Origin of the sequence: Cardinium endosymbiont of Oedothorax gibbosus (assembly GCF_936981045.1) — a bacterium.
In the GTDB taxonomy this organism is placed as follows: Bacteria; Bacteroidota; Bacteroidia; order Cytophagales; family Amoebophilaceae; genus Cardinium.
This window is the reverse complement of record NZ_OW441264.1, coordinates 950,106-975,350: the sequence shown is the minus strand read 5'-3', so window position 1 is coordinate 975,350 and position 25,245 is coordinate 950,106. Positions and strand designations below refer to the sequence as shown.

Sequence of the window (25,245 nt, the reverse complement as noted above, 5' to 3'; positions counted from 1 at the left end):
TGCTGAATGCATAATTCTATTTTCAATATACTATGTCTTGCAATAGCTACTGATTTTTTCCTTAAGTTCACACTATTGACCGTTTTATGCTATAGAGTGCAAATATAAGACAATTTTCATTACTATAATATGCTTACTGGATGGATAGCTGTATAGTAGGTTCTGTCGCGTTTATTCTAAAAAATGATTATTTTAGTATCGGTATTTAAAAAAGTAGTTATTATGTTTAATACTTCTCCCGAGTTATTACCATATTTTAAAGGTTATTGTTCTTCATCAGAAGTCATCCTGTTATTTGTATACATGAAGTGTCGTTTTTCCTTGAGCTATAGAGATTTGGAAGAGATGATGCGTATGAGAGGCGCAAGAGTTGATCATTCTACGCTACAGAGATGGGTTATTAAGTTTGTTCCTCTGATAGATAAAGCAGTAAGAAAAAGAAAACGACCAATTGGTAGTAGTTGGAAAATGGATGAAACCTATGTTAAACTAAACGGGAAGTGGATCTATTTATATAGAGCAGTAGATCGTTATGGTGATACAGTTGACTTTTTTCTATCTGATCATAGAGACAAGTCTTCAACGCTTTCTTTTTTTCGCAAGGCGATCACAGAAAATAATATTCCTAAGAAAGTAGTAATTGACAAAAGCGGTAGTAATAAAGCTGCCCTTGATGCGATCAATACAGATCTTGATCAAGATCATACCATTCAAATATTGCAAAACAAATATTTGAATAATAGAGTTGAACAAGATCATAGGTTTATCAAAAAACGGATAAAACCTATGCTGGGTTTTAAGAATTTTTATTCTGCTTCCATTACTATTTCAGGGATAGAAAACATTCGTATGATTCAAAAAGGACAAGTAAGAGGAGCTAAAAATCATCTTTCTACTTTTGAGAACTTTGCTATCTTAATGGCCGCATAATATCCAAAATTTGACTTAAACGAAAAACCTATACTAAGAAAACTATAGACGCGACAGAACCAGAAAGTGAACGATCCCTATTCATAATTGGAGTGAGGCTATGGCACATTTTTTGATTAAATTAGAAAATAGAATCTAATAAACCAAAAAAATAATTTACACACTTAATTGGACAGAGCCACATCATGCGCCATTTAATCTATAGGTTGATTATCTAAAATTATATAGTACTGTGTTGCATTTTAGATTTTTAAAGGTTTCAGTATCTATTGATCTGAGTTATTGGATCTTTTTATTATTGGTAATGGGTAATATAGGCGGCCAATATATTGAAAGCTTACTATGGTCTAGTATCTTTACCTTTAGTATACTCATCCATGAATATGGTCATGCGTTAACTGCTCTTTTTTTTGATGCAGAGCCCATTATTGTATTACAAGCTTTTGGTGGAACCACCCTCTTCAATACATCACGTACAACAGATAAACAACAATTTTTAATTACCCTTGCAGGGCCACTGTTTCAAGGATTATTGGCATTGATAGCTTATTTATTGCTTCAATTTAATATTTTTAGCAGCTATTTATTGAAACATCTGCTATTTGTGACGACGTATATCAATGGTAGATGGTTGTTGTTGAATTTAATACCCATTGCGCCACTTGATGGTGGCTGGTTGGTGCGTTATATACTAGAAAAAAGGTTTGGCCATAAGGGATATCTGGCCAGTATTATAATCGGACTGGTTGCTGCTGCCATGGCCATTCCTTTCTTCTATTTTCAAGGTTATCACTGGTTTTTTATCATACAGCTCTTTATATGTGGATGGCATTATTGTAAACTTTGGCAAAAAGAACGAGAATGGTAACAAAAGGGATAAGCATACATTTTAACCTTTAAAACCAAACCCTATTGTATGAAATGGAAATTTGGTTTATTCAGCCAAGCCCAGCTAGGGTTTATGAGCCTATTATTAATGGTAATGGGTATAGCTTGCAAAAGAGATGCACCTAGATATGAACCAGACCCTATTGATGATCAGGAATATATGGAAAGCCCTACCATAGGGCTAAATTGTAAAAAAAAGCCAAGTAAAAGTATACCTAACGAGGTTCAACCATGCGACCCGCTTGGGGATAAGCTGTTTCATTTTTGCCAAAGATTTGAAAATGTAAAGAAGCTTATAACAGATATAGGCTGGAACAAATACGTTACCTGTAGCGTGAGGCCACAGGATGATTTCACGGCATCCATAGCAGCTAAACTAGAAACAGTAAACCATGTTCGTAAAGGCCAACCTAATAGACTGCCCAATAGACTATTTATCTTTGTTGTAGAAAATCAAGAAGATGGCTCACGAGATGGCTGCATAGGAGCAGAGTCTATAACCATTAAATCCAACCGGGAATTACCGGACACCTTTGATTTAAAAGCATTTCTAATACATATTCCAGCAAATGATGTGGTACCAGAGCGCTTAGTTGCCTTGGTTAAATCGGAGCAAAACTGGTATTATTACAATAATAATGGTACTCGAACTGCTCTTTCTACTACAGGCGCGATGCATATAGCATCACAACACGGAACTATCTTTTTGTATGAAAAGATCACATAAATATATCCGGTTCAGCTACGTACCCATTTTAGCCAATGGTAGGGACGGTAAATGTATTTTAGCGCAGACGTGCAAAAGTGGTTAATAGATGGTTAGTATACTCCCCTGCTTATGGCCACCGATAAAAAATTTGGCGTGCAGTAAAATTAATGTCTTTTAATCAATAAGAAAACAGTATACAATTTACTGAAGCCCCCACCATTGGCTGAACAAATCTAACCAAACAGGGGGGTACAATGGGTTACTCCCTTGCTTTATGTTCCATAAATGGATCATCTTCAAGGTATTGTTTTTGCTTTTGCATCGCTCGTAATAGCCTATAAGCAGAGCCATATTTTTTTAAGTGGTAGTAGCCATAATACAAAGCTTGTGCAACTGCTTTATCTTTTTTGTCTTGTGCACGCGCTACTTTTAGGTAATACAAAGATTTTTTTAGATATTTTTCTAGGGCTGCTATAGTTTCTACCCACTTATTACCCGCCAATTCAGTTGCATTTTTTGTATGGATGTAGCCATATAAAGGACTTGTATAGGGTAGCATTCCTGCTTGTACCAGATGGTGCAAACTGCTGATCTTACTATGCTTAGCAAGGGGATGATCATATACTACCCATCTAAGGCTAGCAGAAAATGGTCGTGGGAACCAACCCATCCAAACGGGTAATAAGCAGTCAATCCCTATCCATTCCCTAGCATGGGACAATAGGCACCGCACCGTTACCTGCATAGACCCGCACCAGTCAACCAGTCTAGGATTTTCCAGTTGTGCCTTATCTCCTACTGACTTTAGGGTATGAACATATAGTTTTATGGCTTCATTATAAAATAAAAAACCTATCTGAAGAAGCGTATCATATTGATATGGATGATCTTTTAACACTTGTTGATAATAACGAATGGCCTCCTGCATACGCCCTTGATATTCCAGAAGATACGCATATGCATAACATGCATCTATCTTTTTATGTTGCACCCCAACCGCTAAAGAAGCAGCATAATCATTTATTTTTCCAGAAGCTTCATAAATTAGGCACTTTTCTTCTAATAACTCATTATTAAAAGAAAATTGAAGAAGTGCTGCATTAAGAATGGTTATGGCCTTATCAAAATTTTTAAGCTTATGATAATGAATAGCAGCCATCGCACGCGCAACTGCAAATTGTGGCCCTTGTACTGCTACATAGTCTTGATAATAACGCAACGCCGCTTCTGGCTGATCAGCATTATGATACACAATAGCCATATATAACAATGGCGTAGGTTTTTCCGGTAAAATACGCCTGCAAATAACAAATTGCTCGATTGCTTGATCAACCACCTCTTGCCTATAGTAGCCCATGCCCCTATTTAAGAAATAACGCCATAGCGCAGCTAGGTTGCCAACAGCAAAACTATGCAATTGTTTATTTTTTTGTAACCCCAATTTTTTAGCCTGCGCATAGGCTGCAAGTGCTTCATTCAATAAAGTGGATGCTTCTTCCGAAGCAATATGATCCCGCAAAAGTCGATCGTAAATAACGCCTCTATAATACCACGTAGCAGGATGGTTGACCAGTTTACTATCTTTAATCGCTTCATCTATAGCTAGTCGAGCCTGTTGCGCATTAGAGAGAGGGGATGGGTCAGCGGATTGGGAAGCATTGGCCGCACCATCTACCGATCCAACCATAGCCTCACCAGATTTTGCCTTAGCGCTTTTCTGCCTATCTTGGCCTTCAAAGATACGCACAATGCGCGCTATGGACGAAGGGATAGCAAAAATCTGATGGGGCATAACCAAACACATGAGCAAGCAACAAAGTGTATATATGCTTGTTTTATTGATTATCACCCAATACTTTTTTTTACCCATATTTTAATGTATTATTTTACCACTTGGCACCTGAACAGGCTTGCTAGCATAAAAACGCTTTCGATCGATTTTGTATTTGCTATAGACCTACCTCTTGCAAGGATCAGCGTGTGCAAATCATGTGTTAACCCTCACAAGGTAAAACAGAATTTTGAAAAAAATATACAAGTGAAATAAAAAAATAACCAAAGCGCACACTAGATCCGCCCATAAAATACCCATATACTGGACTGATGGTTCTGTCGCGTTTATTCTAAAAAATGATTATTTTAGTATCGGTATTTAAAAAAGTAGTTATTATGTTTAATATTTCTCCCGAGTTATTACCATATTTTAAAGGTTATTGTTCTTCATCAGAAGTCATTCTGTTATTTGTATACATGAAGTGTCGTTTTTCCTTGAGCTATAGAGATTTGGAAGAGATGATGCGTATGAGAGGCGCAAGAGTTGATCATTCTACGCTACAGAGATGGGTTATTAAGTTTGTTCCTCTGATAGATAAAGCAGTAAGAAAAAGAAAACGACCAATTGGTAGTAGTTGGAAAATGGATGAAACCTATGTTAAACTAAACGGGAAGTGGATCTATTTATATAGAGCAGTAGATCGTTATGGTGATACAGTTGACTTTTTTCTATCTGATCATAGAGACAAGTCTTCAACGCTTTCTTTTTTTCGCAAGGCGATCACAGAAAATAATATTCCTAAGAAAGTAGTAATTGACAAAAGCGGTAGTAATAAAGCTGCCCTTGATGCGATCAATACAGATCTTGATCAAGATCATACCATTCAAATATTGCAAAACAAATATTTGAATAATAGAGTTGAACAAGATCATAGGTTTATCAAAAAACGGATAAAACCTATGCTGGGTTTTAAGAATTTTTATTCTGCTTCCATTACTATTTCAGGGATAGAAAACATTCGTATGATTCAAAAAGGACAAGTAAGAGGAGCTAAAAATCATCTTTCTACTTTTGAGAACTTTGCTATCTTAATGGCCGCATAATATCCAAAATTTGACTTAAACGAAAAACCTATACTAACGAAAATATAGACGCGACAGAACCAATAAAAATGCCTTTATACATGGATTTTGTAGTTTTAGAGTATGGAAACGCCACGCTATACCCCAAGTGATATACAAGGCCTGCCTACATTGCCAGGTATTTATCTATTTTACAATCACAAAGAGGAGGTTATTTATGTAGGTAAAGCAAAAAATATAAAAAAAAGAGTGAGTGATTATTTTGCTGCTGGTAAAGTGCATAACCTAAAAACGGCACGTATGATTACGCACATTGCCTCTATTGCCTATACCGCTTTACATTCCGAATATGAAGCGCTTCTTTTAGAAAACAACCTGATCAAAGCGCTCCAACCACGGTATAATATTTTACTAAAAGATGGAAAAACCTATCCTTATTTATGTATTACAAATGATCGATTCCCTAAAGTGGTGATCACCCGTAAAACAGTACCTCCTTTGGGAAAATACTACGGCCCTTTTACCAGCGCTTACGCTATTAAACAAACCTTAGGGGTGGTCAAGAAGTTATTTACTTCCCGTACCTGCAACTATAATCTTTCGGAAGCAAATATAACCCAAAACAAGTTTAAAGTTTGCTTAGATTACCATTTGGGCCATTGTAAGGGTCCTTGCCAGGCTTTTCAAGATGAAATAAGTTATCAGATAGAGATAGATCAGATAGAGGCTTTGCTTAAAAATAATTTTGCTTCTGTAAAAAGGGTGTTCAAGGAACAAATGCTAGCAGCTGCCCAACTACTTGATTATAAACAAGCGCAACGTTTTAAGGAAAAGTTAATGGTATTGGATCAATACCAAGAGAAATCTTTAGTGATCAATCCGCTGGTTAGCGATTTGGATGTAGTAGCCATCATTTCAGATCAAAACCATGCTTTTATAGGTTACTTGCATATTAAGCAGGGGGCTATTGCTTTTACCCAACACCGTGTACTGACCAAAAAGTTGGAAGAGGAAGTGGCTGATTTAGTGCCTTTAGTAGTCTGTACGCTTCGTTCTTGCAGCAATAGTAGTGCGCCAGAAGTTTTGGTTAATCTTCCGATGAACCTAACGGTAGGACCCTTTTCTATAACCATGCCTAAGATTGGCGACAAGCGGAAATTGGTAGCGTTGGCGCTACAAAATGCCTTATTATGCAAAAAAGACTTTTTACATCAAAAATCTAATTTTCAAGAAAAACCTAATCTAACGCTTGTAACATTACAACATGATTTAAAGTTAAAAGGTGTGCCTTATTGGATAGAATGTTTTGACAATTCCAATATTCAAGGAGACCATCCAGTAGCTGCTATGGTTTGCTTTAAAGATGGCAGGCCTTCCAAAAAAGACTACCGTCGCTATCATATTAAAACCGTAGTAGGCCCTAATGATTTTGCCTCTATGTATGAAATCATCAAGCGACGTTATAGTCCAAAGGAACAAGAAAGATTACCTGATCTAATTGTAATAGATGGTGGCAAAGGACAACTCAATGTTGCCCTACGGGCGTTACAGGAATTGGGTATCTATAGCAAAGTAGCCATTATTAGTATAGCCAAACGATTAGAGAAGCTCTACTTTCCCAACGATCCCTTCCCCTTGTATTTGAATAAACAATCTCCTTCCCTTAAACTACTCCAACAGCTGCGCAATGAAGCCCATCGTTTTGCCATTACCTTTCACAGAAAACAACGTAGCAAAAGTACATTCCATTCTGCGTGGCAAGATATTCCTGGTATCGGTCCCAAAACATTAGATAGATTGTTACAGCAATTTGCTAGTCCTAAAGCGATTCAAGCCAGTTCTTTAGCAGCATTAGCCGCAATCATTGGTCCATCAAAAGCTAAGCTATTATATGATTATTTTTTAGCTCAAACTATTTTACCTGAAGATAGATCACAATAGATTATAGATTATAAATGTCAGGCTTTCTGCGTGCCATAGTGGTTATACCTACTTATAATGAACGGGAAAACATTGAGTCTTTATTAACAGCTATTTTTGCATTAAAAATAGGGGTACATGTGCTGGTAGTAGATGATCACTCCCCAGATGGCACAGCTGGTGTAGTGATCAGGTTACAACAACGCTATCCTCATCAATTACATCTTTTAAGTCGGCCTCAAAAAGAGGGATTAGGTCAAGCCTATTTAGCAGGGTTTGGTTGGGCACTCATGTATGATTACGATTATATTTGCAGCATGGATGCTGATTTTTCACATGCACCTCTTGATTTGCTTCAACTTTTAACCAGGTGTGCCACACCTACAATCGATATAGTCATTGGCTCCCGTTACATTACAGGTGGGCGTGTGGTAAATTGGCCCCTTTCTAGGATCTTATTATCCTGCATGGCCAACTGGCTTGCACGATCTATTACAGGCATGCCTATTAAAGATACTACAGCTGGATTTGTTTGTTATCGGCGGACCATATTGCAACATATTTTGAATAGGTCTCTTTCAAAAGCTATTTGTGATGAGCAATTTTTAGGACAAGAGCAGTCGAGCACCGAAGCGTACTCAGATATGTTTAAGAAGTATACACAAGCTTCGACAACAAAATTGCCATTAGCCATGGAGTTTCAAAAGAATCATAATATAGTTTCTGTAGGATATAGTTTTCAAGTAGAAATAAAATTTCTAGCTTATCAATATGGTGCCAAGCTGGTGGAATTGCCTATTACTTTTATAAATAGAGTACGGGGTAAGTCTAAAATGGGTTTAATAATGGCAGGGGAAAGCCTTTTTCGGCTTATTCAAATGAAGTGGCGGAGTTGGAAAAGACAATAAACGTCAATTCTAGATTAGATTTATTGTAAATCAGCTATATTTATACTAATTATAGAAGGTTTTTTGTCTTTTAGGCTATAAGCAGTTCCATGGAAAAGCCAAAATTAAAGTGTAGTAACGTGAGTTCGGGATTAGATTATTTTTTCATTTGATAATCAATATCAATGAAAATTTATAAAATTTGTTTTATTAGACAGTTAAATAGGTAGTTGAATAACAAATAATTCTGGTAATCAGTTTATTATATATATTATATTTATAACAATTAGATATAAAAACTTGTTAAATAGGTGCAAATATTAACTAAATAATTGATATTAAATTGTTGTAAATCAGTCAAATAAATCCCGAACTCACGTTAGTAGTAAAGTATACTGGACTGAAAAAATCGGACAAAAATATTTTAATTTATTTTCCGTATCGTTTAATTTGGTTCTGTCGCGTTTATTCTAAAAAATGATTATTTTAGTATCGGTATTTAAAAAAGTAGTTATTATGTTTAATATTTCTCCCGAGTTATTACCATATTTTAAAGGTTATTGTTCTTCATCAGAAGTCATCCTGTTATTTGTATACATGAAGTGTCGTTTTTCCTTGAGCTATAGAGATTTGGAAGAGATGATGCGTATGAGAGGCGCAAGAGTTGATCATTCTACGCTACAGAGATGGGTTATTAAGTTTGTTCCTCTGATAGATAAAGCAGTAAGAAAAAGAAAACGACCAGTTGGTAGTAGTTGGAAAATGGATGAAACCTATGTTAAACTAAACGGGAAGTGGATCTATTTATATAGAGCAGTAGATCGTTATGGTGATACAGTTGACTTTTTTCTATCTGATCATAGAGACAAGTCTTCAACGCTTTCTTTTTTTCGCAAGGCTATCACAGAAAATAATATTCCTAAGAAAGTAGTAATTGACAAAAGCGGCAGTAATAAAGCTGCCCTTGATGCGATCAATACAGATCTTGATCAAGATCATACCATTCAAATATTTCAAAACAAATATTTGAATAATAGAGTTGAACAAGATCATAGGTTTATCAAAAAACGGATAAAACCTATGCTGGGTTTTAAGAATTTTTATTCTGCTTCCATTACTATTTCAGGGATAGAAAACATTCGTATGATTCAAAAAGGACAAGTAAGAGGAGCTAAAAATCATCTTTCTACTTTTGAGAACTTTGCTATCTTAATGGCCGCATAATATCCAAAATTTGACTTAAACGAAAAACCTATACTAAGAAAACTATAGACGCGACAGAACCGCAAATATTAACTAAATAATTGATATTAAATTGTTGTGATATTAAATTGTTGTAAATCAGTCAAATAAATACAAAACTCACGTTGATAATCTTTGCCTCACCTTGATCTATTATATCACTTATGCTTTTACCATCAATCCCTGCTGAGCCTTGATTTGCTTTGACTTGACGCCAAGCTTCCCAAAGTACATCTTTTAGATAAATTTTATCATATAACGTGAGTTCGGGATTTGTTTGACTGATTTACAACAATTTAATATCAATTATTTAGTTAATATTTGCACCTATTTAACAAGTTTTTATATCTAATTTTATAAATATAACATATATAATAAACTGATTACCAGAATTATTTATTATTCAACTACCTATTTAATTGTCTAATAAAACAAATTTTATAAATTTTTATTAATATTGATTATCAAATGAAAAAATAATCTAATCCCGAACTCAGGTTAGTAGGTTGATTTGTAACGGCTGTAATAATATTCTTGTCAAGAATAATTATATTTGTCCCTATCTATCTTTACGAAGAAGCGTTATGGTGTCAACCATAGCTTATTTCTTACGTTTTTACTAGCCTAAATTTTTCTTTGCTCTATATGGTTTTAGATAAAAATCAACTTGCTCGATTGTTCTTGATATCGGCAGGTTTTCTGGTTTATTTCTATGTGTTTAAACCTAAATTAGATACACACCCTGTTACACCTCCTGCCAGCACTACGCATCAGACGATGCGCCCTTTGGGTGGAATGGATGGATCCAGTCCATTGGTTTCTACTCCATTTTCCACTGCGATACAGGGAGAGGAAAAGTACATAACTATTGAGAATGAGTTATTTAAGGTAGTACTTGGTACGAAGGGTGGTACCATAAAGAGGGTTATACTTAAGAAGTTTAAAGACAAGCATGGGTCAGAATTGGTCTTATTGGATGAGCAGAGCAGTAATATGGGTCTTTCTTTTTCCTATCAAAATGTACGTATAGAGACCAAGGCTTTGTATTTTCAAACCCAAGCTAAGCCTGTTTACGAACTCAAGGCGGCTCAAGAGGCTAAAATAGTTTTCCGACTGGAATTAACGCCATCTCAATATTTAGAGCAATCTTTTTCGTTTTCTGGAAATAGTTATCAAATCAACTATGATTGGCATGCAGTTGGAATACTCGATCCAAACGCTCATGCTTCTTTCTGCTGGAATATAAATATGAAAAGTTTAGAGGCTGATGATAAAGCAGATGCTTCCAGAAGTACGGTACATTATTATTTATTGGATCAGACTTTTGATAAATTAAAGGAATCCTCAACAGAGGTTGAAAAAAAGAAAATAGAAGCCTCCATCAAATGGGTTAGTATTAAGCAACGTTTTTTCTCTTCTGCGATTATTGCTGACGATGCTTTCGCTGCAGGGGAGCTCCGCATGGAGCCAGTGGTGTCACCCGATGTCACCAAGTCTGTCCATCTATCCCTTCCACTATCTGTCAAAGATAAAGCAGTAATCCATAGCAAATTCATTTTTTTCTTTGGACCCAATGATTATAAAATCCTTAAAAAGGTTACGAAAGGATTTGAGCAAAATCTACCTTTGGGGTGGCCGGTTGTCAAGTGGGTGAATCAGGGGGTGATTATTCCGCTCTTTTCTTTTTTGGAAAAGTATTTTTCTAATTATGGGTTCGTCATCTTCTTATTGGTTATTATCATCAAGTTGCTTTTAATGCCACTTTCCTATAAATCTTTTATTTCTATGTCTAAAATGCAATTGCTAAAACCAGAATTGGATAAGATAAAGGAAAAATATAAAGATGACTTACAAAAAGCTCAAATTGAGCAGGTAGCTCTTTATAGAGCATTCGGCATTAATCCATTGAGTGGCTGTATGCCTATTATGCTCCAAATGCCTATTCTGATGGCTATGTTTCATTTCTTTCCTCATGTGATTGCACTGCGGCAAGCTTCTTTTTTATGGGCAGATGATTTATCAACTTATGATAGTGTGATGCGGCTTCCTTTTACGATACCCGTCTATGGTAATCATGTTAGTTTATTTACATTGTTGATGGTCCTATCAACCATTTTATATACCCGGTCTAGTAGTCAAAGTGGTCCAAAGGAGGGCCCTATGAAGGGATTATCCTATATTATGCCCATTGCCTTTATGTTTGTCTTAAATACATTTCCTGCTGGTTTAAGTTTTTACTATTGTATTTCTAATGTTATGACTTGGTTGCAGCAGAAGTTTATAAATTATTGGGTTGATGCAGATAGTATTAAGGAAAAGTTGATGACTAGGCAACAAAAGGTAAAACAGCGTGGTAAGCTTTCTTTTCAATCTAGGGTTGCTGCTTCTATTGAGGCCAATAATAAGAAAAAAAATAAGGTCTAGTAATGATCCTAATCGGATCAAGTGAGACCATGATCTCTTCCTAATGATCAGGCATAGGCATCCTGCGTTAGGGTGATCTTCTAGTATTAAATCTATGATTGCGCAACTTATAGGAAAATTACTGCACAAAGAACCCACTTATGTTATTTTAGATGTAGGAGGCGTAGGTTATGGCTTGCATATTTCCCTATATACTTTTGATCAAATAAAAGCCTTAAATAGCTGTACCTTGTTAACGGTTATGCAAGTAAAAGGTGAGACCTCTACGCTTTATGGTTTTTATACGATAGAAGAAAAATCATGGTGGTTTCACCTTATTTCTGTTAGTAGCATTGGCCCAAAAACTGCTTTAACCATCTTATCTTCCCTGACACCATCAGCGTTACATAAGGCTATTCTGAGTAAGGATGCGCGTTTGCTTACTGCTATTAAAGGTGTAGGCGCAAAAGCTGCGCAGCGATTGATACTGGAATTATCGGATAAAGCGCAAAAACTAGATTACATCCAAGATGTAGCCTTTCCACAACCGACCGAAAACAAAGTAGATCAAGATGCCGTAATGGCTTTAACCAAATTGGGACTTACCCCAAAAGTGGCAGAAAAGGCGATTGCAACGGTAAGGGAACAGGTCTACACCCCACTTACGTTAGAAGAACTGATTAAAAAGGCCTTGCAGCCACATCCTGTAACTAATTGATGCCTTTAATATAAAGGGAATGCCTCTTTTTTAATGGGTGCAGTTATGAAAACTTCATTCGGTGCTTTGACCACATTGCTTATGAAAGCTTCTTTTTATATCCTTCACTGTTTCTGCGTCAGGTAGGTATGGTGTTTTATAAGCGCTCGGAAGAGCAATCCTATAAATTTTTTTTACCACTTTCTTGAACAGATGCGATCGGTAGCCATTCGCTATAGCATTTTGCTCTGGAATCTCCACAGTTACACGTCTAACCATTTTCCACATACCTGGGAAAAAGTCAAACACTTGCTTTGTGGTTTTTGGCTTCATATAGGTATTATATATAATAGAACGAACCTTTTGGCACATGGATCGCTGAACTTTTATGGATATAATTTTGGAGCTTGATATAGCTTAGTTGATCCGGCCCATTGCAAAAAACTTCTCCGTTCGTTCTTGGAGTAAGGTGTCAATAGATTTACTGGATAATTTTTTTAAATGGTTGAAAATACTTTCCTTAATAAGTGCTGCTGCGGCTGGCCAATCTCTATGTGCACCCCCTATTGGTTCTTTAATAAGTCCGTCTATTAAACGAAAATTAAACATGTCTTTGGCAGTTAATTGCAACATTTCCGCAGCTTGTTCCTTATAATCCCAGCTTTTCCAGAGAATAGAAGAACAAGATTCAGGTGTAATAACAGAGTACCAAGCATGTTCCAGCATCAGTACATAGTCACCTATTGCAATGCCTAAAGCCCCACCTGATGCGCCCTCTCCAATGACAATGGATATAATAGGCACACGTAGGCCAAACATCGCTTGAATATTGCTGGCAATGGCTTGTGCTTGGCCACGTTCTTCTGCTTCCAGTCCTGGGTAGGCACCAGGTGTGTCTATAAAGGTAATAATGGGTTTATTAAATTTTTCTGCCAAACGCATCAAACGAAGTGCTTTGCGGTATCCCTCTGGATTCGGCATGCCAAAGTTTCGCATTTGGCGTTCCTTGGTTGTTCTTCCTTTTTGGTGACCAATGAACATCATGGTTTGCCCATTTATGGTACCAAACCCACCTACCATTGCTTGATCATCTCCTGCACAACGGTCTCCATGTAATGCCACAAAATGTTCTGTAATTTGCTGGAGATAGTCAAGCGTGTAGGGTCTATCTGGGTGGCGGGCCAGCTGAACTCGTTGCCACCTGGTTAGATTTTGAAACGTTTTCTTTTGTAGCGCTTTTATATCATTGGCTAATTTAGCAATCGAGGCTATAAGCGCTGGTGCATTTTGCGCTTTAGTGGCTTCTTGCATCCTAGCAAGCTTTTTTTCAAGTTCAACAATGGGTTTTTCAAAATCTAATAGCATACATATAGAGATCTGTTAAAGCCTCATGGAAGGGCTCGTTGCTTCTGACTAAAAAATCAAGTAATCTTTTGTTATAAACGCCCCCTACCAATAGGATGGGCAATTTGCCAATGTTCCTCCTAACTTTATAAACAAATCTAATACTTTTTTAGCATAACCTAGTCTATGCATAGGGTTGGTGTAATTTTTATACTCAGTGATTCATCCATTCCCTATAACTTTTTCACTAAATTGCAACTTGTAACGTGGGTTCGGGATTTATTTGACTGATTTACAAAAATTTAATATCAATTATTTAGTTAATATTTGCACCTATTTAACAAGTTTTTATATCTAATTTTATAAATATAATATATATAATAAACTGATTATCAGAATTATTTATTATTCAACTACCTATTTAACTGTCTATAAAACAAATTTTATAAATTTTTATTAATATTGATTATAAAATGAATAAAATAATCTAATCCCGAACTCACGTTTGTAGTGTTTTAAATTATAGGTCTAATTAGGTAGATATAGATGAAAAAGTACAAAACCCAACCGCAGCTCAATTTGCTAGAAATTGCAAAGGAAATCGGCCTTATTTGGGAAGAACAAAAAACATTTGAGCGCTCTATGCAGCAGCGTGAAGGCGATGCGCCTTTTGTTTTTTTTGAAGGTCCTCCTTCAGCCAATGGCGCACCGGGTGTACATCATATTTTAGCCATGACGGTGAAAGATCTCTTTACTAGGTATAAGACCATGCAGGGTTATTGTGTGCGTCGCAAAAGTGGTTGGGATACCCATGGTTTACCGGTAGAGCTTCAAGTGGAAAAGAAATTAGGTATTACCAAGGAAGATATTGGTAAAAAAATTAGCATTATTGACTACAATGAGGCATGTCGCGCAACGGTTATGGCTTATAAGAGTGAGTGGGAAGCGTTGAATAAGCAGCTAGGCTATTGGAAAGACAACCTGAATCCTTACATCACCTATGAACGCGATTATATCGAGTCTGTTTGGTACTTGCTAAAAGCACTTTACAATAAAGAACTGATCTATAAAGGGTATGCCATACAGCCTTACTCACCTACTACCGGAACAGGACTAAGTTCCCATGAGTTAAACCAGCCAGGTTGCTATAAATTGGTCAAAGATATTTCCATTGTGGCCCAATTTAAATGCAAAGAAAATGAATATTTGCTCGCCTGGACGACTACGCCATGGACCTTGCCTGCCAATAGTGCCCTAGCGGTAGGAGCTACGATTAACTATGTTAAAGTAGCGACCATCAACCCCTATACGCACCTTCCTATTCAGGTTATCTTGGCGGAAGATGCCGCGAAACGTTTTTTTACAGGTAAGCAGGCTAGCTGTGATGGCTATCAGCCTGGTCACAGATCCGATCGCACTACTTTACCTTGGGAGATTGTGGCCCGTTATACAGGGGCAGATTTAGTAGGTTTGCGTTATGAACAGCTTTTGCCTTATATACAGCCCAAAGGGGAGGCTTTTAAAGTGATTGCAGCTGATTTTGTAACCACTACAGAAGGTACTGGTATTGTGCATATTGCGCCTACTTTTGGTGCAGATGATTATCGTATTGCGCAAAAAGAAAATATTGCTGCGATTATGGTAACTAATTCAGCAGGCGAATCTGTTCCAATTGTAGATAGGCAAGGTCGTTTTGTACCAGAAATTACTGATTTTTCTGGACGTTATGTCAAAGCTGCCTATGAAGAAGATACCACTTTACTTGCTGTAGATCTACTGATTGCTGGTAAACTCAAGCAAGAAAATAAAGCCTTTAAGGTAGAAGAATATGAACACAGTTATCCCCATTGTTGGCGTACCCATAAACCTATTCTCTACTATCCACTAAATGCCTGGTTTATTAAAACTACAGCTTATAAGGAATTATTGATTGAATTAAACGATACCATTCAATGGAAACCTGCCGCCGTAGGCAAAGGACGATTTGTTAATTGGCTAGAGAATCTGGTAGATTGGAACCTAAGTCGTGAACGCTATTGGGGTATTCCACTCCCTATCTGGCGTACTGCTGATCAAAAAGAAGAAAAATGCATCAGTTCTATAGCTGAACTTATGTTTGAAGTAGAGCAAGCTGTATTGGCTGGCTATATGAAAGAGCAGTTACCGAAAGATATTGATTTACACCGTCCCTATGTAGATGATATTGTACTAGTCAGTAGTAATGGATTGCCTATGTATCGAGAGACGGCTGTCATAGATGTTTGGTTTGATTCCGGTGCAATGCCTTGTGCACAATGGCATTATCCATTTGAAAACCAAGAAATGTTTGAAAAAGGTTTTCCTGCTGATTTTATTGCAGAAGGGATAGATCAAACCAGAGGGTGGTTTTTTACCTTGCATGTTATTTCCACCTTACTTTTTGAAATACCTGCCTTTAAAAGTGTAGTAGTCAATGGACTTGTATTGGATAAACATGGCAATAAAATGTCTAAAAGCCTTGGTAATACCATTGATCCAATGGAACTATTAACCCAATATGGCCCAGATGCCATACGTTGGTATATGATTAGCAATGCTAATCCGTGGGATGATTTAAAGTTTGATACGGCAGGTGTAGCGGAAGTAGTACGTAAATTTTTCATTACGCTCAACAGTACCTATAATTTTTTTGCTCTTTATGCCAATCTAGATCAGTTTTATTTTAATAAAAGTGTGATTGCCCATAGTGCTTTAACAGAAAGTGACAGGTGGATTATTTCCCGCTCTCATACACTCATTAAAACGGTAACAGAAGCCTATGATCATTATGAGCCTACACTAGTGTCCAGAATGATTCAAGATTTTGTAGTAGATGATTTAAGCAACTGGTATGTACGGCTCAATAGAAAAAGGTTTTGGAAAAACATCCAAGATAAAGACAAAGAAGCCGCTTATCAAACCCTCTATCATTGCCTTATAACGGTTGCCAAGCTCATGGCACCTATAGCGCCTTTTTATGCAGATTATCTCTATCAAGCATTGAATCATGTTACTGAAAAAGAAAAGCACAGCTCTGTACATTTATCAGATTTTCCAGTAGCAGCAGCAGAAGCTTTAGATTTAATCCTAGAAACAGAGATGGGTCAAGTACAAAAAATTGTTTCTCTAGCACATGCTTTACGTAAGAAGCATAAAATTAAGGTCCGTCAACCTTTACCTAGTATCCGCATTTCGGGTCTATTTGTTTCAGCTGGATGGTCTCCTTTAGAAACGTTGATTAAAGCAGAAATTAATGTCAAGCAAGTGCATTATTTAGATGATGCTTACAACCTTAAAAAGGCTAAGCCTAATTACGCTCTTTTAGGCAAGCGGTATGGCCATAAGATGAAACACCTTAGTGAGGCTATTTTAGCTTTAACACCAGCTGAAATTTATGCTTTAGAGCAGGGTAATACCCACGTATTACACTTGCAAGATGAGGTAATTCATCTAACCTTGGCAGATATATCGATTGTTACAGAAGATATACCCGGATGGTATGTGTCCACAGAGGGTAAAATAACCATTGCACTAGATACGACCTTGGATGATGCATTGCAGGAAGAAGCAATGGCACGTGAATTTGCACACCGCATTCAGCAATTGCGTAAAGCGCTGAACTTCGATATTCAAGATAAGATAATAATTGATATTCAAGAAGATAAAAAGCTTATAGGGCAGGCTATTGCCATTTATAAAGATTATATTTGTACGGAAACGCAAGCAGTACAACTACAATTTGTGCCTAAACTAGAAGGATCTGAAGTTGATATAGAAGGTGTAATGGTATCGGTTCGACTGAGCAAAGTGGAATAAGCCATTTTTATCTTACTTACATCTTAGTAGTCATTGTATTGCATTATCTGTCTGTGCAAGCTTTATCGAGTAGATACAGGGATTACTCCCTGCACCCCTCAGGGAACCGGGCTTACAGATTTCCCATATCCGGCTCTTCAATATGAACTTAGATCAAAAAATTATCAAACCAAGGCCGTTGCAATAGAAAATTTTACATGGTTTTACTATAATAATTCGGACATATTTGTAATGTTTCTAGACTAGAAATATTATTGTTTAACGTGAGTTCGGGATTAGATTATTTTTTCATTTGATAATCAATATTAATAAAAATTTATAAAATTTGTTTTATAGACAGTTAAATAGGTAGTTGAATAAAAAATAATTCTGATAATCAGTTTATTATATATATTATATTTATAAAATTAGATATAAAAACTTGTTAAATAGGTGCAAATATTAACTAAATAATTGATATTAAATTGTTGTAAATCAGTCAAATAAATCCCGAACTCACGTTAAAAGTAACTATTAGGCGATAATTACCTCTATCTTATAAAAACTTAGTTTTCTATTGCAACGGTCTCAGCCTGTAAAAGTATGGGTTATAGCAGAGATCGCTATTACCGGTTTAACCTGAGTTCGGGATTAGCTTGTTAAAAAATAGCTTTAAAAAGCTCCTTTATGTTTTAAATTTGGAGATAAAAAAATACTAACCAGATTATCCAAAGGAGCCAGTTATGAATGTAGAAAAGTTAGTTGAAATATATTATGCTGTTAATGAATTTCTCATAAAATTTATGCCGTATATGGAAAAACAACTGTTAACCAACTCTAAAAGAAAACCCACTAGAACTTGTTCATTAACTTTGAGTGAAATAATGACTGTTCTTATTGCCTTTCATGTGATTAGTTTTAGAAATTTTAAGTCTTATTATATTCATTTACAGCAATTTCATTCTAGTGAATTTGGAAAGTTAGTAAGCTAGAATAGATTTATAGAACTGATCCAAAGAACGTTAGTTCCCTTGTACTGTTTTACACAAAGTCTTTCTAAAACAAAAACAGGTTGTTATTTTATGGATGCAACAGCCATCAAGGTTTGCCATATCAAAAGAGCCTATACGCACAGGGTTTTTAAATCGATTGCTACTAAAGGTAAAACCAGCACCGGTTGGTTTTTTGGATTAAAGTTGCACTTGATAGTCAATGATTTAGGAGAAATTATAAATTTTCAACTGACCACAGGTAAAACTAATGATAGGCTTCCTGTAGAAAATTTATGTAAACACTTGATGGGTAAAATGTTTGCCGATAAAGGTTACATAAGCAAAGATTTATTTGAGAAACTGATCGAGAAAGGCGTGGAACTCATTACCCAGATCAGAAAAAATATGAAAAATGCTTTTATGCGACTCTGGGATAAACTGATGCTTAGAAAACAATCTATAAACGTGAGTTCGGGATTTATTTGACTGATTTACAACAATTTAATATCAATTATTTAGTTAATATTTGCACCTATTTAACAAGTTTTTATATCTAATTTTATAAATATAATATATATAATAAACTGATTATCAGAATTATTTTTTATTCAACTACCTATTTAACTGTCTATAAAACAAATTTTATAAATTTTTATTAATATTGATTATCAAATGAAAAAATAATCTAATCCCGAACTCACGTTATAATTGAAACTATTATAGATCAGCTCAAAAATATTAGCCAGATAGAACATTCCAGGCATAGAAGCATACCTAATTTTCTAGCCAATTTGATAGCTGGAATTACAGGTTATGCACTAAAAGAGAAAAAACCTTCTATAACTAATATATATATGACTGGTTCACAATACGTCTAATCCCGAACTGAGGTGGTTTAAGTCCTTGTATGAACTAGGTGGTCAGGAGGCACTACATGAGATAAGCCGCAAGAAACCCATTCTAGCTAATAGAGTAGATCCTATCATAGAAAAAGCAGCAGTAGATATGGTCATAGACTATCCAGCCTATGGTCAACTTAGAGTATCCAACGAGTTAAAACAGAAAGGTATATTTGTCTCTCCTGGCGGCGTAAGATCTATCTGGTTACGCAATGACTTAAACAATATAAAGAATCATAATATAACAGTTTTATTGATCGTATGATGTTATACGCTTCCCCTTTATTTCATAGAAAATCCTATTATTTAAGAGAATATAAAATGCTGTTTTGATACTTAAAATCTATAATATGAGCTATTAATCCTTAACTTGACGCCTATGGTTTACCCAACACTTCCTGCAAGGGGGGCTTTCAGCAAATTACATAGGGCTTGATTTTTTGCACATTTTTTATCAAGCAAAAAGCGTGATATAAATACCTTATTTACCCTGACTTGGACAGATATGAAATAATGAACCAATGCGAAACGGATCTTGTTAGTGTATTAGCTGCTAGTTAGCGATTCTGGTAATATACGATAAAACAGGTACAAAAAATAATTATACCGGCTCCTAAACAAGTACTAAACGTTGGCCATTCTTTAAAAAAAAGATAGCCTAATAAGATGGAAGTCACCCATTCGGTATACTTCATAGGCGCTAAGGAAGCCGCATCTGATCGTTCTAAAGCTTTTAATAGGAAATAAAGAATGAGATTGCTACCAATGCCCAGTACGCTTGAAAAGCATAGTTCAAATAGGGTAGGTGTTTTCCAATAATAGTAGGCTACTGGTAGCATACAACAGGAGGCGACCAAATTGGAGAAGAAAAGCATGGAAAGGATAGGCTCCTGTGCAATATACTTTTTATTAATAATATCCAATGAGGCAAAAATAACGGTTGCCAGAATACACGATAAGGCAGCGCTATTATACATAGTAGGACGCAATATTAAAGCCATGCCTATACAAGTCAATACTGTAGCCATCCATATAGGCGGGGCAACTTTTTCTTTAAGAAAAATTCTTGCTAAGATCAATACAAAAATAGGATTGGTAAACCCGATTACCGTTGTACTACTCATGGTCATTTGAGTGAGGCTATAGGCATACAAACCCATGGCAATAGATAAAAATAACCCCCGAAATAGATGTAGCAGTGGACGTTGTGTTTTAAAAGATCCCCTATGGTAGATAATAGGCACTAAGACCAAGCTACCAAAGGTAAAACGAAAAAAACAGATTTGGCAAGCGGTTAGCCCCGTGATTAAATACTTGGTAACCAAATCATTCAAGCAACTTGAAAGTATACTGAGCAATAACCAAAATAATGATTGTAGGTAAGTGGTGTGATACATCATTTTTAAATGATAGATCTCTTGTTAAAAATCTCTATACGGTTGTTGTAGAAAACGTTCTGCATCTAGTGCAGCCATACAACCTGTGCCAGCAGCAGTTACAGCTTGTCTATAATGGGGATCTTGAATGTCTCCAGCCGCAAAGATACCAGGAATATTGGTGTGCGTAGTGCGTTTCTTGGTTTGAATATAACCTTGGTCGTCTACTGTTATATAAGGTAAAAAGGGTAAAGTGTTGGGTTGATGACCTATTGCAACAAATAAGCCAGTAGCTTCTATAATAGTGGTCGCCTTAGATAGGGCATGAATGACTTCTATGGCTTTTACATGCTCTTGGCCTATAATATCCTTCACTTCTGTATCGAACCAGATTTGAATGTTGGTGTTTTTAAAAACCCGTTCTTGCATAATTTTACTAGCACGCATTTGGCCTTTACGCACTAAGAGATGGACCCTTTGGCAAAGGTTGGCTAAATAAAGCGATTCCTCTGCAGCCGTATCTCCTCCACCCACTACGGCAACGCTTTTGCCCCTAAAAAAGAAACCATCGCAAATGGCACAGGTAGAAACCCCTTTCCCATATAGTCTTTTTTCTGCAGGTAAACCCAGCCATTTTGCAGATGCACCAGCAGCAATAATAACAGATTGCGCAAGCAGCTCTACACCGCTATCTAGTATTAATCGCCTTGGATAGGTAGCAAAATCGACTTTAGTGATGGTACCCGTTTTCACAATAGCGCCAAATCGTTCTGCTTGCGCTTGAAAGTCTTCCATCATAGTAGGGCCCGTTACACCATTTCTATAGCCAGGGTAATTCTCTACATCCCCCGTAATGGTTAATTGACCACCTGGGTTTGGACCTTGGTATAGAATCGGATGCAGGCCTGCCCGGGCAGCGTAAATAGCAGCTGTATAACCAGCTGGACCTCCTCCAATAATAACGAGTGGCATAGGAGACATAGATTTTTATGAATGGTATGGGATTAAAGGGTGTAAAAAAACGTCTCTTTGTAGAAAGTTACCAGCAGGAAATCTGCCCTTAAAGATGAATAGAAAATCAGTTTAATAAGGCCGTTGGGCGGTTTCTAATTTTCCATCTTTCAGGGTAGACCTTCAGCAATTTTTTGCACCAAGGCTTGATTTAGCTACTTCTTTATGAAGAAAAAAGTAGCCTATATTACCCTAGGTAGCACTTGAGTGTTTCGCTACTAACGGCTGCTTTTAGTTTTTTAATGCATCTTTCTTTTATTTGACGCACGCGCTCCCTTGTTAGTCCAAGGCGGCCCCCTATCTCTTCTAGAGTCAGTATTTCTGTATTGTTAAGCCCAAAATAATAGCAGAGCACATCACGTTCTCTAGGGGTAAGTATGGCCAATGAACGTTGGATTTCTTTACACAAAGAATCATTCATTAATTCACTATCTGGCTTTTTTTCTACGTCGCTTTCCAAGACATCTAATAGGCTGTTTTCTTCACCCTGTAAAAAGGGGGCATCTACGGAAATGTGACGTCCTGCAACCTTTAACGCACCGCGTACCTCTTCCGGATCGACCTCTAAAAACTGAGCCAGTTCCTCAACAGTGGGCTCTCTTTCATACTTTTGCTCCAAGCGAGAAAAAGTTCTCGAAATTTTACTAAGCGAACTAATGCGATTCAATGGCAAGCGTACAATTCTAGCCTGTTCCGCTAGGGCTTGCAAGATGGATTGCCTAATCCACCAAACGGCATAAGAGATAAACTTAAATCCCCTCTTTTCGTCGAACCGCTGAGCAGATTTAATAAGACCCAGATTGCCTTCATTAATCAAATCACTCAAAGATAGTCCTTGATTTTGATATTGCTTGGCTACAGAAACCACAAATCGAAGATTGGCCTTGGTGAGCCTTTCAAAGGCAGCTCTATCTCCCATTCTAATTCTTTTAGAAAGTTCAACCTCTTCATCAGCATTGAGCAGTGGAACCCTGCCAATCTCCTGAAGGTATTTGTCTAAGGACTGACTTTCACGATTTGTGATCTGTTTGCTTATCTTCAGTTGTCTCATGGTTTCCTAAGTTAAAGTTAAATACATGTGAAAAATATTTAGTAAATGCTACCTATTATCCTCCAGCTGCTGCAACATCAAGCAGTACTTTACGGGATAATCTATATTTACCTGTTTTAGGGTCTACTCCAATAAGCTTTACTTGTAATTCTTCTCCAATTTCCAATACCTCTTCTAAATTTTCAGTACGTTCTAAGCGGACTTCTGAAACATGTAAAAAGCCATCTTTACCAGGAATAAACTCTACGAATGCGCCATAGTTCAGCACAGACTTAACTTTTCCTATATATACTTCACCAATGGTTGGCTTGGCAGCAAGCCTCTTTATTCTACCAACGGCTTTTTGCAACATTTCTTGGTTTCCGGCAAATATGGTAACAATACCCTTATGACCCTGTTCTACAATATTTATATTGGTATAGGTCTCTTTTTGAATTTCTTGTATAACCTTTCCACCTGATCCAATAATGGCACCAATCATCTCTTTTTCAACTTCTATAGTGACAATTTTAGGGGCATGTGGCTTACTATCTGAACGAGGGGTAGCTATGGTTTCTTTCATTTTTTGAAGAATATGTAACCTTCCTGCTTTTGCTTCTTGTAGGGCTTTTTCGAGCATTTCATAGGAAATACCAGCCACTTTCATATCCATTTGGCATGCTGTAATCCCTTGGTGGGTACCTGTTACCTTAAAATCCATGTCACCGATCTGGTCTTCATCTCCCAGAATATCAGATAAAATAGCAAAGCGACCTGTAGCAGAATCTGTAATCATTCCCATAGCAATGCCTGAAACGGCTGCTTTAATAGGAATACCTGCATCCATTAGCGCTAAGGAACTGGCACAAACGGTGGCCATAGAAGAAGATCCATTGGATTCAAGAATGTCAGATACCACACGTATGGTGTATAAGTTTTCTTTGTCAGGTGGTAGAACAGCTTTTAGTGCCCGCATAGCTAAGTTGCCATGACCTATTTCCCGACGAGAAGGCCCTCTATTGGGTTTCACTTCTCCAGTAGAAAAGCCAGGGAAATTATAATGGAGCATAAAACGATTGTAGCCATCTTCCATAGCTCTATCAATGATTTGCTCATCGAACTTGCTTCCAAGTGTAACCGTAGTAAGAGATTGTGTTTCACCTCTTATAAAGAGTGCAGAACCGTGTGCAGATGGCAGGTAATCTATTTCAGATTCGATGGGTCTAATTTGGTCTAATAGACGACCATCTAAACGAATGTGCTCATTTAATATAAGCGCTCGAGTGGCTTGATTTTGGAGTTCAAGCAGAAATTCCTTCTGCTGCGCAGCAGCTAGTGCCCCACCATTTTGATCTTTGGCAAGCTGTTCATTGTAACGATGCGCTACTGCCATAAAAGCTTCTTTGCGCAGCGCTTTAGAAGGTATATGTTGTTTGGCAACCGCATATAGATCAGCATAAATGGCGTCACGTAAAGCAGTTGGATAGACTACGGTACTATGCACATCGCCAGCTTGATCTATTTTTTTTTCAATGCCAACGGCTTCCATAAGTTCTCGTTGGACTTGACAGTGTAGCTTAATCGCATCATGGGCATAACGAATGGCCAGTAGCATATCCGCTTCTTGGACTTCACGCATTTCACCCTCTACCATTAATATATGATCATCACTGGCCGCTACCATAAGGTTCATATCGGCTTTTTCAAGCAGATTAAATGGTGGATTGATTGAAAAAACACCATCTACACGTACTACACGTACTTCAGAAATAGGTCCATGGAATGGAATAGAAGAAACAGATAAAGCGGAAGAGACCGCTAAGGCAGCAAGTGCATCTGGCAAAATGGTCTCGTCAGCAGATATCAAAGATATATTTACTTGAATTTCACTATTAAATCCTTTTGGGAAAAGAGGGCGAATGGCACGATCAACTAATCTAGCGATTAAAATTTCATGGTCTCCTAGCCTACCTTCCCGCTTTAGAAAGCCTCCAGGTATTTTACCAGAGGCAGCAAATTTTTCTTGGTAGTCTACAGAAAGGGGTAAAAAGTTAAAGGCGCTTTCTTCTGCAGCTGCTTTAGCCACTACGGCGGCTAAAAGCATCGTATTACCCATCCGGATTAAAACGGAACCATCAGCTTGAGTAGCTAACTTACCCGTTTCTATAGTAATGATCCGATTATCTGGTAACTGTATTGTTTTTGAAATCAGCGTTCTGAGCATATAGGTACGATGGAATGATGTATA

Annotated in this window: 17 protein-coding genes and 3 pseudogenes; 13 read left to right on the top strand and 7 right to left on the bottom strand. The window is 36.9% G+C overall.

The features are described 5' to 3' along the window. The first annotated feature begins 222 nt into the window (after positions 1–222). From NBW36_RS04580 to NBW36_RS04570, 3 genes are all read left to right on the top strand, one after another. Positions 223–930 (top strand): IS6 family transposase, encoded by a 708-nt coding sequence (locus tag NBW36_RS04580; protein WP_250239162.1) that lies wholly within the window; start codon positions 223–225, stop codon positions 928–930. A gap of 232 nt (positions 931–1,162) precedes the next feature. Beyond that, positions 1,163–1,798 (top strand): site-2 protease family protein, encoded by a 636-nt coding sequence (locus tag NBW36_RS04575; RefSeq protein WP_250238081.1) that lies wholly within the window; start codon positions 1,163–1,165, stop codon positions 1,796–1,798. A gap of 93 nt (positions 1,799–1,891) precedes the next feature. Next, entirely contained in the window at positions 1,892–2,545 is a 654-nt protein-coding gene (locus NBW36_RS04570; protein WP_250238079.1) for a hypothetical protein, read from the top strand. Between the two features lie 241 nt (positions 2,546–2,786). On the opposite strand, the gene NBW36_RS04565 is transcribed toward NBW36_RS04570, so the two are convergent. Further along, entirely contained in the window at positions 2,787–4,397 is a 1,611-nt protein-coding gene (locus NBW36_RS04565; protein ID WP_250238077.1) for a tetratricopeptide repeat protein, read from the bottom strand. 299 nt (positions 4,398–4,696) lie between these two features. On the opposite strand from NBW36_RS04565, the gene NBW36_RS04560 reads away from it, so the two are divergent. The 6 genes from NBW36_RS04560 to ruvA all read left to right on the top strand — a co-directional run bounded on the left by NBW36_RS04560 (position 4,697) and on the right by ruvA (position 12,553). After that, on the top strand, positions 4,697–5,404 hold the full coding sequence (locus tag NBW36_RS04560; protein WP_250239160.1) for an IS6 family transposase: 708 nt from the start codon (positions 4,697–4,699) through the stop codon (positions 5,402–5,404). 102 nt (positions 5,405–5,506) lie between these two features. Next, positions 5,507–7,324, top strand: coding sequence for an excinuclease ABC subunit UvrC (gene uvrC, locus NBW36_RS04555; RefSeq protein WP_250238075.1), 1,818 nt, complete (start codon positions 5,507–5,509; stop codon positions 7,322–7,324). 14 nt (positions 7,325–7,338) lie between these two features. Continuing rightward, on the top strand, positions 7,339–8,211 hold the full coding sequence (locus NBW36_RS04550) for a glycosyltransferase (protein ID WP_250238073.1): 873 nt from the start codon (positions 7,339–7,341) through the stop codon (positions 8,209–8,211). Between the two features lie 495 nt (positions 8,212–8,706). Beyond that, positions 8,707–9,414 (top strand): IS6 family transposase, encoded by a 708-nt coding sequence (locus tag NBW36_RS04545; RefSeq protein ID WP_250239146.1) that lies wholly within the window; start codon positions 8,707–8,709, stop codon positions 9,412–9,414. Positions 9,415–10,077: 663 nt separating this feature from the next. Further along, a complete protein-coding gene (gene yidC / locus NBW36_RS04540; protein ID WP_256465613.1) occupies positions 10,078–11,856 on the top strand; it encodes a membrane protein insertase YidC in 1,779 nt (592 codons plus the stop codon). A 94-nt stretch (positions 11,857–11,950) separates the two neighbouring features. Then, positions 11,951–12,553, top strand: coding sequence for a Holliday junction branch migration protein RuvA (gene ruvA / locus NBW36_RS04535; protein WP_250238071.1), 603 nt, complete (start codon positions 11,951–11,953; stop codon positions 12,551–12,553). Between the two features lie 54 nt (positions 12,554–12,607). On the opposite strand, the gene NBW36_RS04530 is transcribed toward ruvA, so the two are convergent. Both NBW36_RS04530 and NBW36_RS04525 read right to left on the bottom strand, forming a co-directional pair. Then, a complete protein-coding gene (locus NBW36_RS04530) occupies positions 12,608–12,865 on the bottom strand; it encodes a hypothetical protein (RefSeq protein WP_250238070.1) in 258 nt (85 codons plus the stop codon). An 84-nt stretch (positions 12,866–12,949) separates the two neighbouring features. Then, positions 12,950–13,897, bottom strand: a complete 948-nt coding sequence (locus NBW36_RS04525; protein WP_250238069.1) for an acetyl-CoA carboxylase carboxyltransferase subunit alpha — start codon at positions 13,895–13,897, stop codon at positions 12,950–12,952. A gap of 525 nt (positions 13,898–14,422) precedes the next feature. On the opposite strand from NBW36_RS04525, the gene ileS reads away from it, so the two are divergent. The 4 genes and pseudogenes from ileS to NBW36_RS04505 all read left to right on the top strand — a co-directional run. Further along, a complete protein-coding gene (ileS, locus tag NBW36_RS04520; RefSeq protein WP_250238068.1) occupies positions 14,423–17,710 on the top strand; it encodes an isoleucine--tRNA ligase in 3,288 nt (1,095 codons plus the stop codon). Between the two features lie 722 nt (positions 17,711–18,432). Further along, positions 18,433–19,143 (top strand): annotated as a pseudogene (locus tag NBW36_RS04515) (IS982 family transposase); the annotation flags it as partial. A gap of 230 nt (positions 19,144–19,373) precedes the next feature. Further along, positions 19,374–19,559, top strand: a pseudogene (locus NBW36_RS04510) (transposase); the annotation flags it as partial. A gap of 16 nt (positions 19,560–19,575) precedes the next feature. Beyond that, positions 19,576–19,812: pseudogene (locus NBW36_RS04505) on the top strand (IS481 family transposase); the annotation flags it as partial. 325 nt (positions 19,813–20,137) lie between these two features. Here NBW36_RS04505 and NBW36_RS04500 read toward each other — a convergent pair. From NBW36_RS04500 to pnp, 4 genes are all read right to left on the bottom strand, one after another. Beyond that, entirely contained in the window at positions 20,138–20,977 is an 840-nt protein-coding gene (locus NBW36_RS04500; protein WP_256465612.1) for a DMT family transporter, read from the bottom strand. A 24-nt stretch (positions 20,978–21,001) separates the two neighbouring features. After that, the gene (trxB, locus tag NBW36_RS04495; protein ID WP_250238066.1) at positions 21,002–21,937 is read right to left on the bottom strand and encodes a thioredoxin-disulfide reductase; all 936 of its coding nucleotides are present in this window, start codon (positions 21,935–21,937) and stop codon (positions 21,002–21,004) included. Between the two features lie 217 nt (positions 21,938–22,154). Then, complete coding sequence (locus NBW36_RS04490) at positions 22,155–23,018, bottom strand: sigma-70 family RNA polymerase sigma factor (RefSeq protein WP_250238064.1); 864 nt, start codon at positions 23,016–23,018, stop codon at positions 22,155–22,157. 55 nt (positions 23,019–23,073) lie between these two features. Then, complete coding sequence (gene pnp, locus NBW36_RS04485) at positions 23,074–25,221, bottom strand: polyribonucleotide nucleotidyltransferase (RefSeq protein ID WP_250238062.1); 2,148 nt, start codon at positions 25,219–25,221, stop codon at positions 23,074–23,076. Between the last annotated feature and the right edge of the window lie 24 nt (positions 25,222–25,245).

Bases quoted from the DNA above. Each gene is read 5' to 3' on its own strand.
- trxB (WP_250238066.1), bottom strand. From the start codon at position 21,937: ATGTCTCCTATGCCACTCGTTATTATTGGAGGAGGTCCAGCTGGTTAT.
- NBW36_RS04530 (WP_250238070.1), bottom strand. From the start codon at position 12,865: ATGAAGCCAAAAACCACAAAGCAAGTGTTTGACTTTTTCCCAGGTATG.
- NBW36_RS04500 (WP_256465612.1), bottom strand. From the start codon at position 20,977: ATGTATCACACCACTTACCTACAATCATTATTTTGGTTATTGCTCAGT.
- NBW36_RS04550 (WP_250238073.1), top strand. From the start codon at position 7,339: ATGTCAGGCTTTCTGCGTGCCATAGTGGTTATACCTACTTATAATGAA.
- ileS (WP_250238068.1), top strand. From the start codon at position 14,423: ATGAAAAAGTACAAAACCCAACCGCAGCTCAATTTGCTAGAAATTGCA.
- NBW36_RS04490 (WP_250238064.1), bottom strand. From the start codon at position 23,018: ATGAGACAACTGAAGATAAGCAAACAGATCACAAATCGTGAAAGTCAG.
- NBW36_RS04580 (WP_250239162.1), top strand. From the start codon at position 223: ATGTTTAATACTTCTCCCGAGTTATTACCATATTTTAAAGGTTATTGT.
- NBW36_RS04525 (WP_250238069.1), bottom strand. From the start codon at position 13,897: ATGCTATTAGATTTTGAAAAACCCATTGTTGAACTTGAAAAAAAGCTT.
- NBW36_RS04565 (WP_250238077.1), bottom strand. From the start codon at position 4,397: ATGGGTAAAAAAAAGTATTGGGTGATAATCAATAAAACAAGCATATAT.
- NBW36_RS04570 (WP_250238079.1), top strand. From the start codon at position 1,892: ATGAGCCTATTATTAATGGTAATGGGTATAGCTTGCAAAAGAGATGCA.
- ruvA (WP_250238071.1), top strand. From the start codon at position 11,951: ATGATTGCGCAACTTATAGGAAAATTACTGCACAAAGAACCCACTTAT.
- uvrC (WP_250238075.1), top strand. From the start codon at position 5,507: ATGGAAACGCCACGCTATACCCCAAGTGATATACAAGGCCTGCCTACA.
- pnp (WP_250238062.1), bottom strand. From the start codon at position 25,221: ATGCTCAGAACGCTGATTTCAAAAACAATACAGTTACCAGATAATCGG.
- NBW36_RS04560 (WP_250239160.1), top strand. From the start codon at position 4,697: ATGTTTAATATTTCTCCCGAGTTATTACCATATTTTAAAGGTTATTGT.
- yidC (WP_256465613.1), top strand. From the start codon at position 10,078: ATGGTTTTAGATAAAAATCAACTTGCTCGATTGTTCTTGATATCGGCA.
- NBW36_RS04545 (WP_250239146.1), top strand. From the start codon at position 8,707: ATGTTTAATATTTCTCCCGAGTTATTACCATATTTTAAAGGTTATTGT.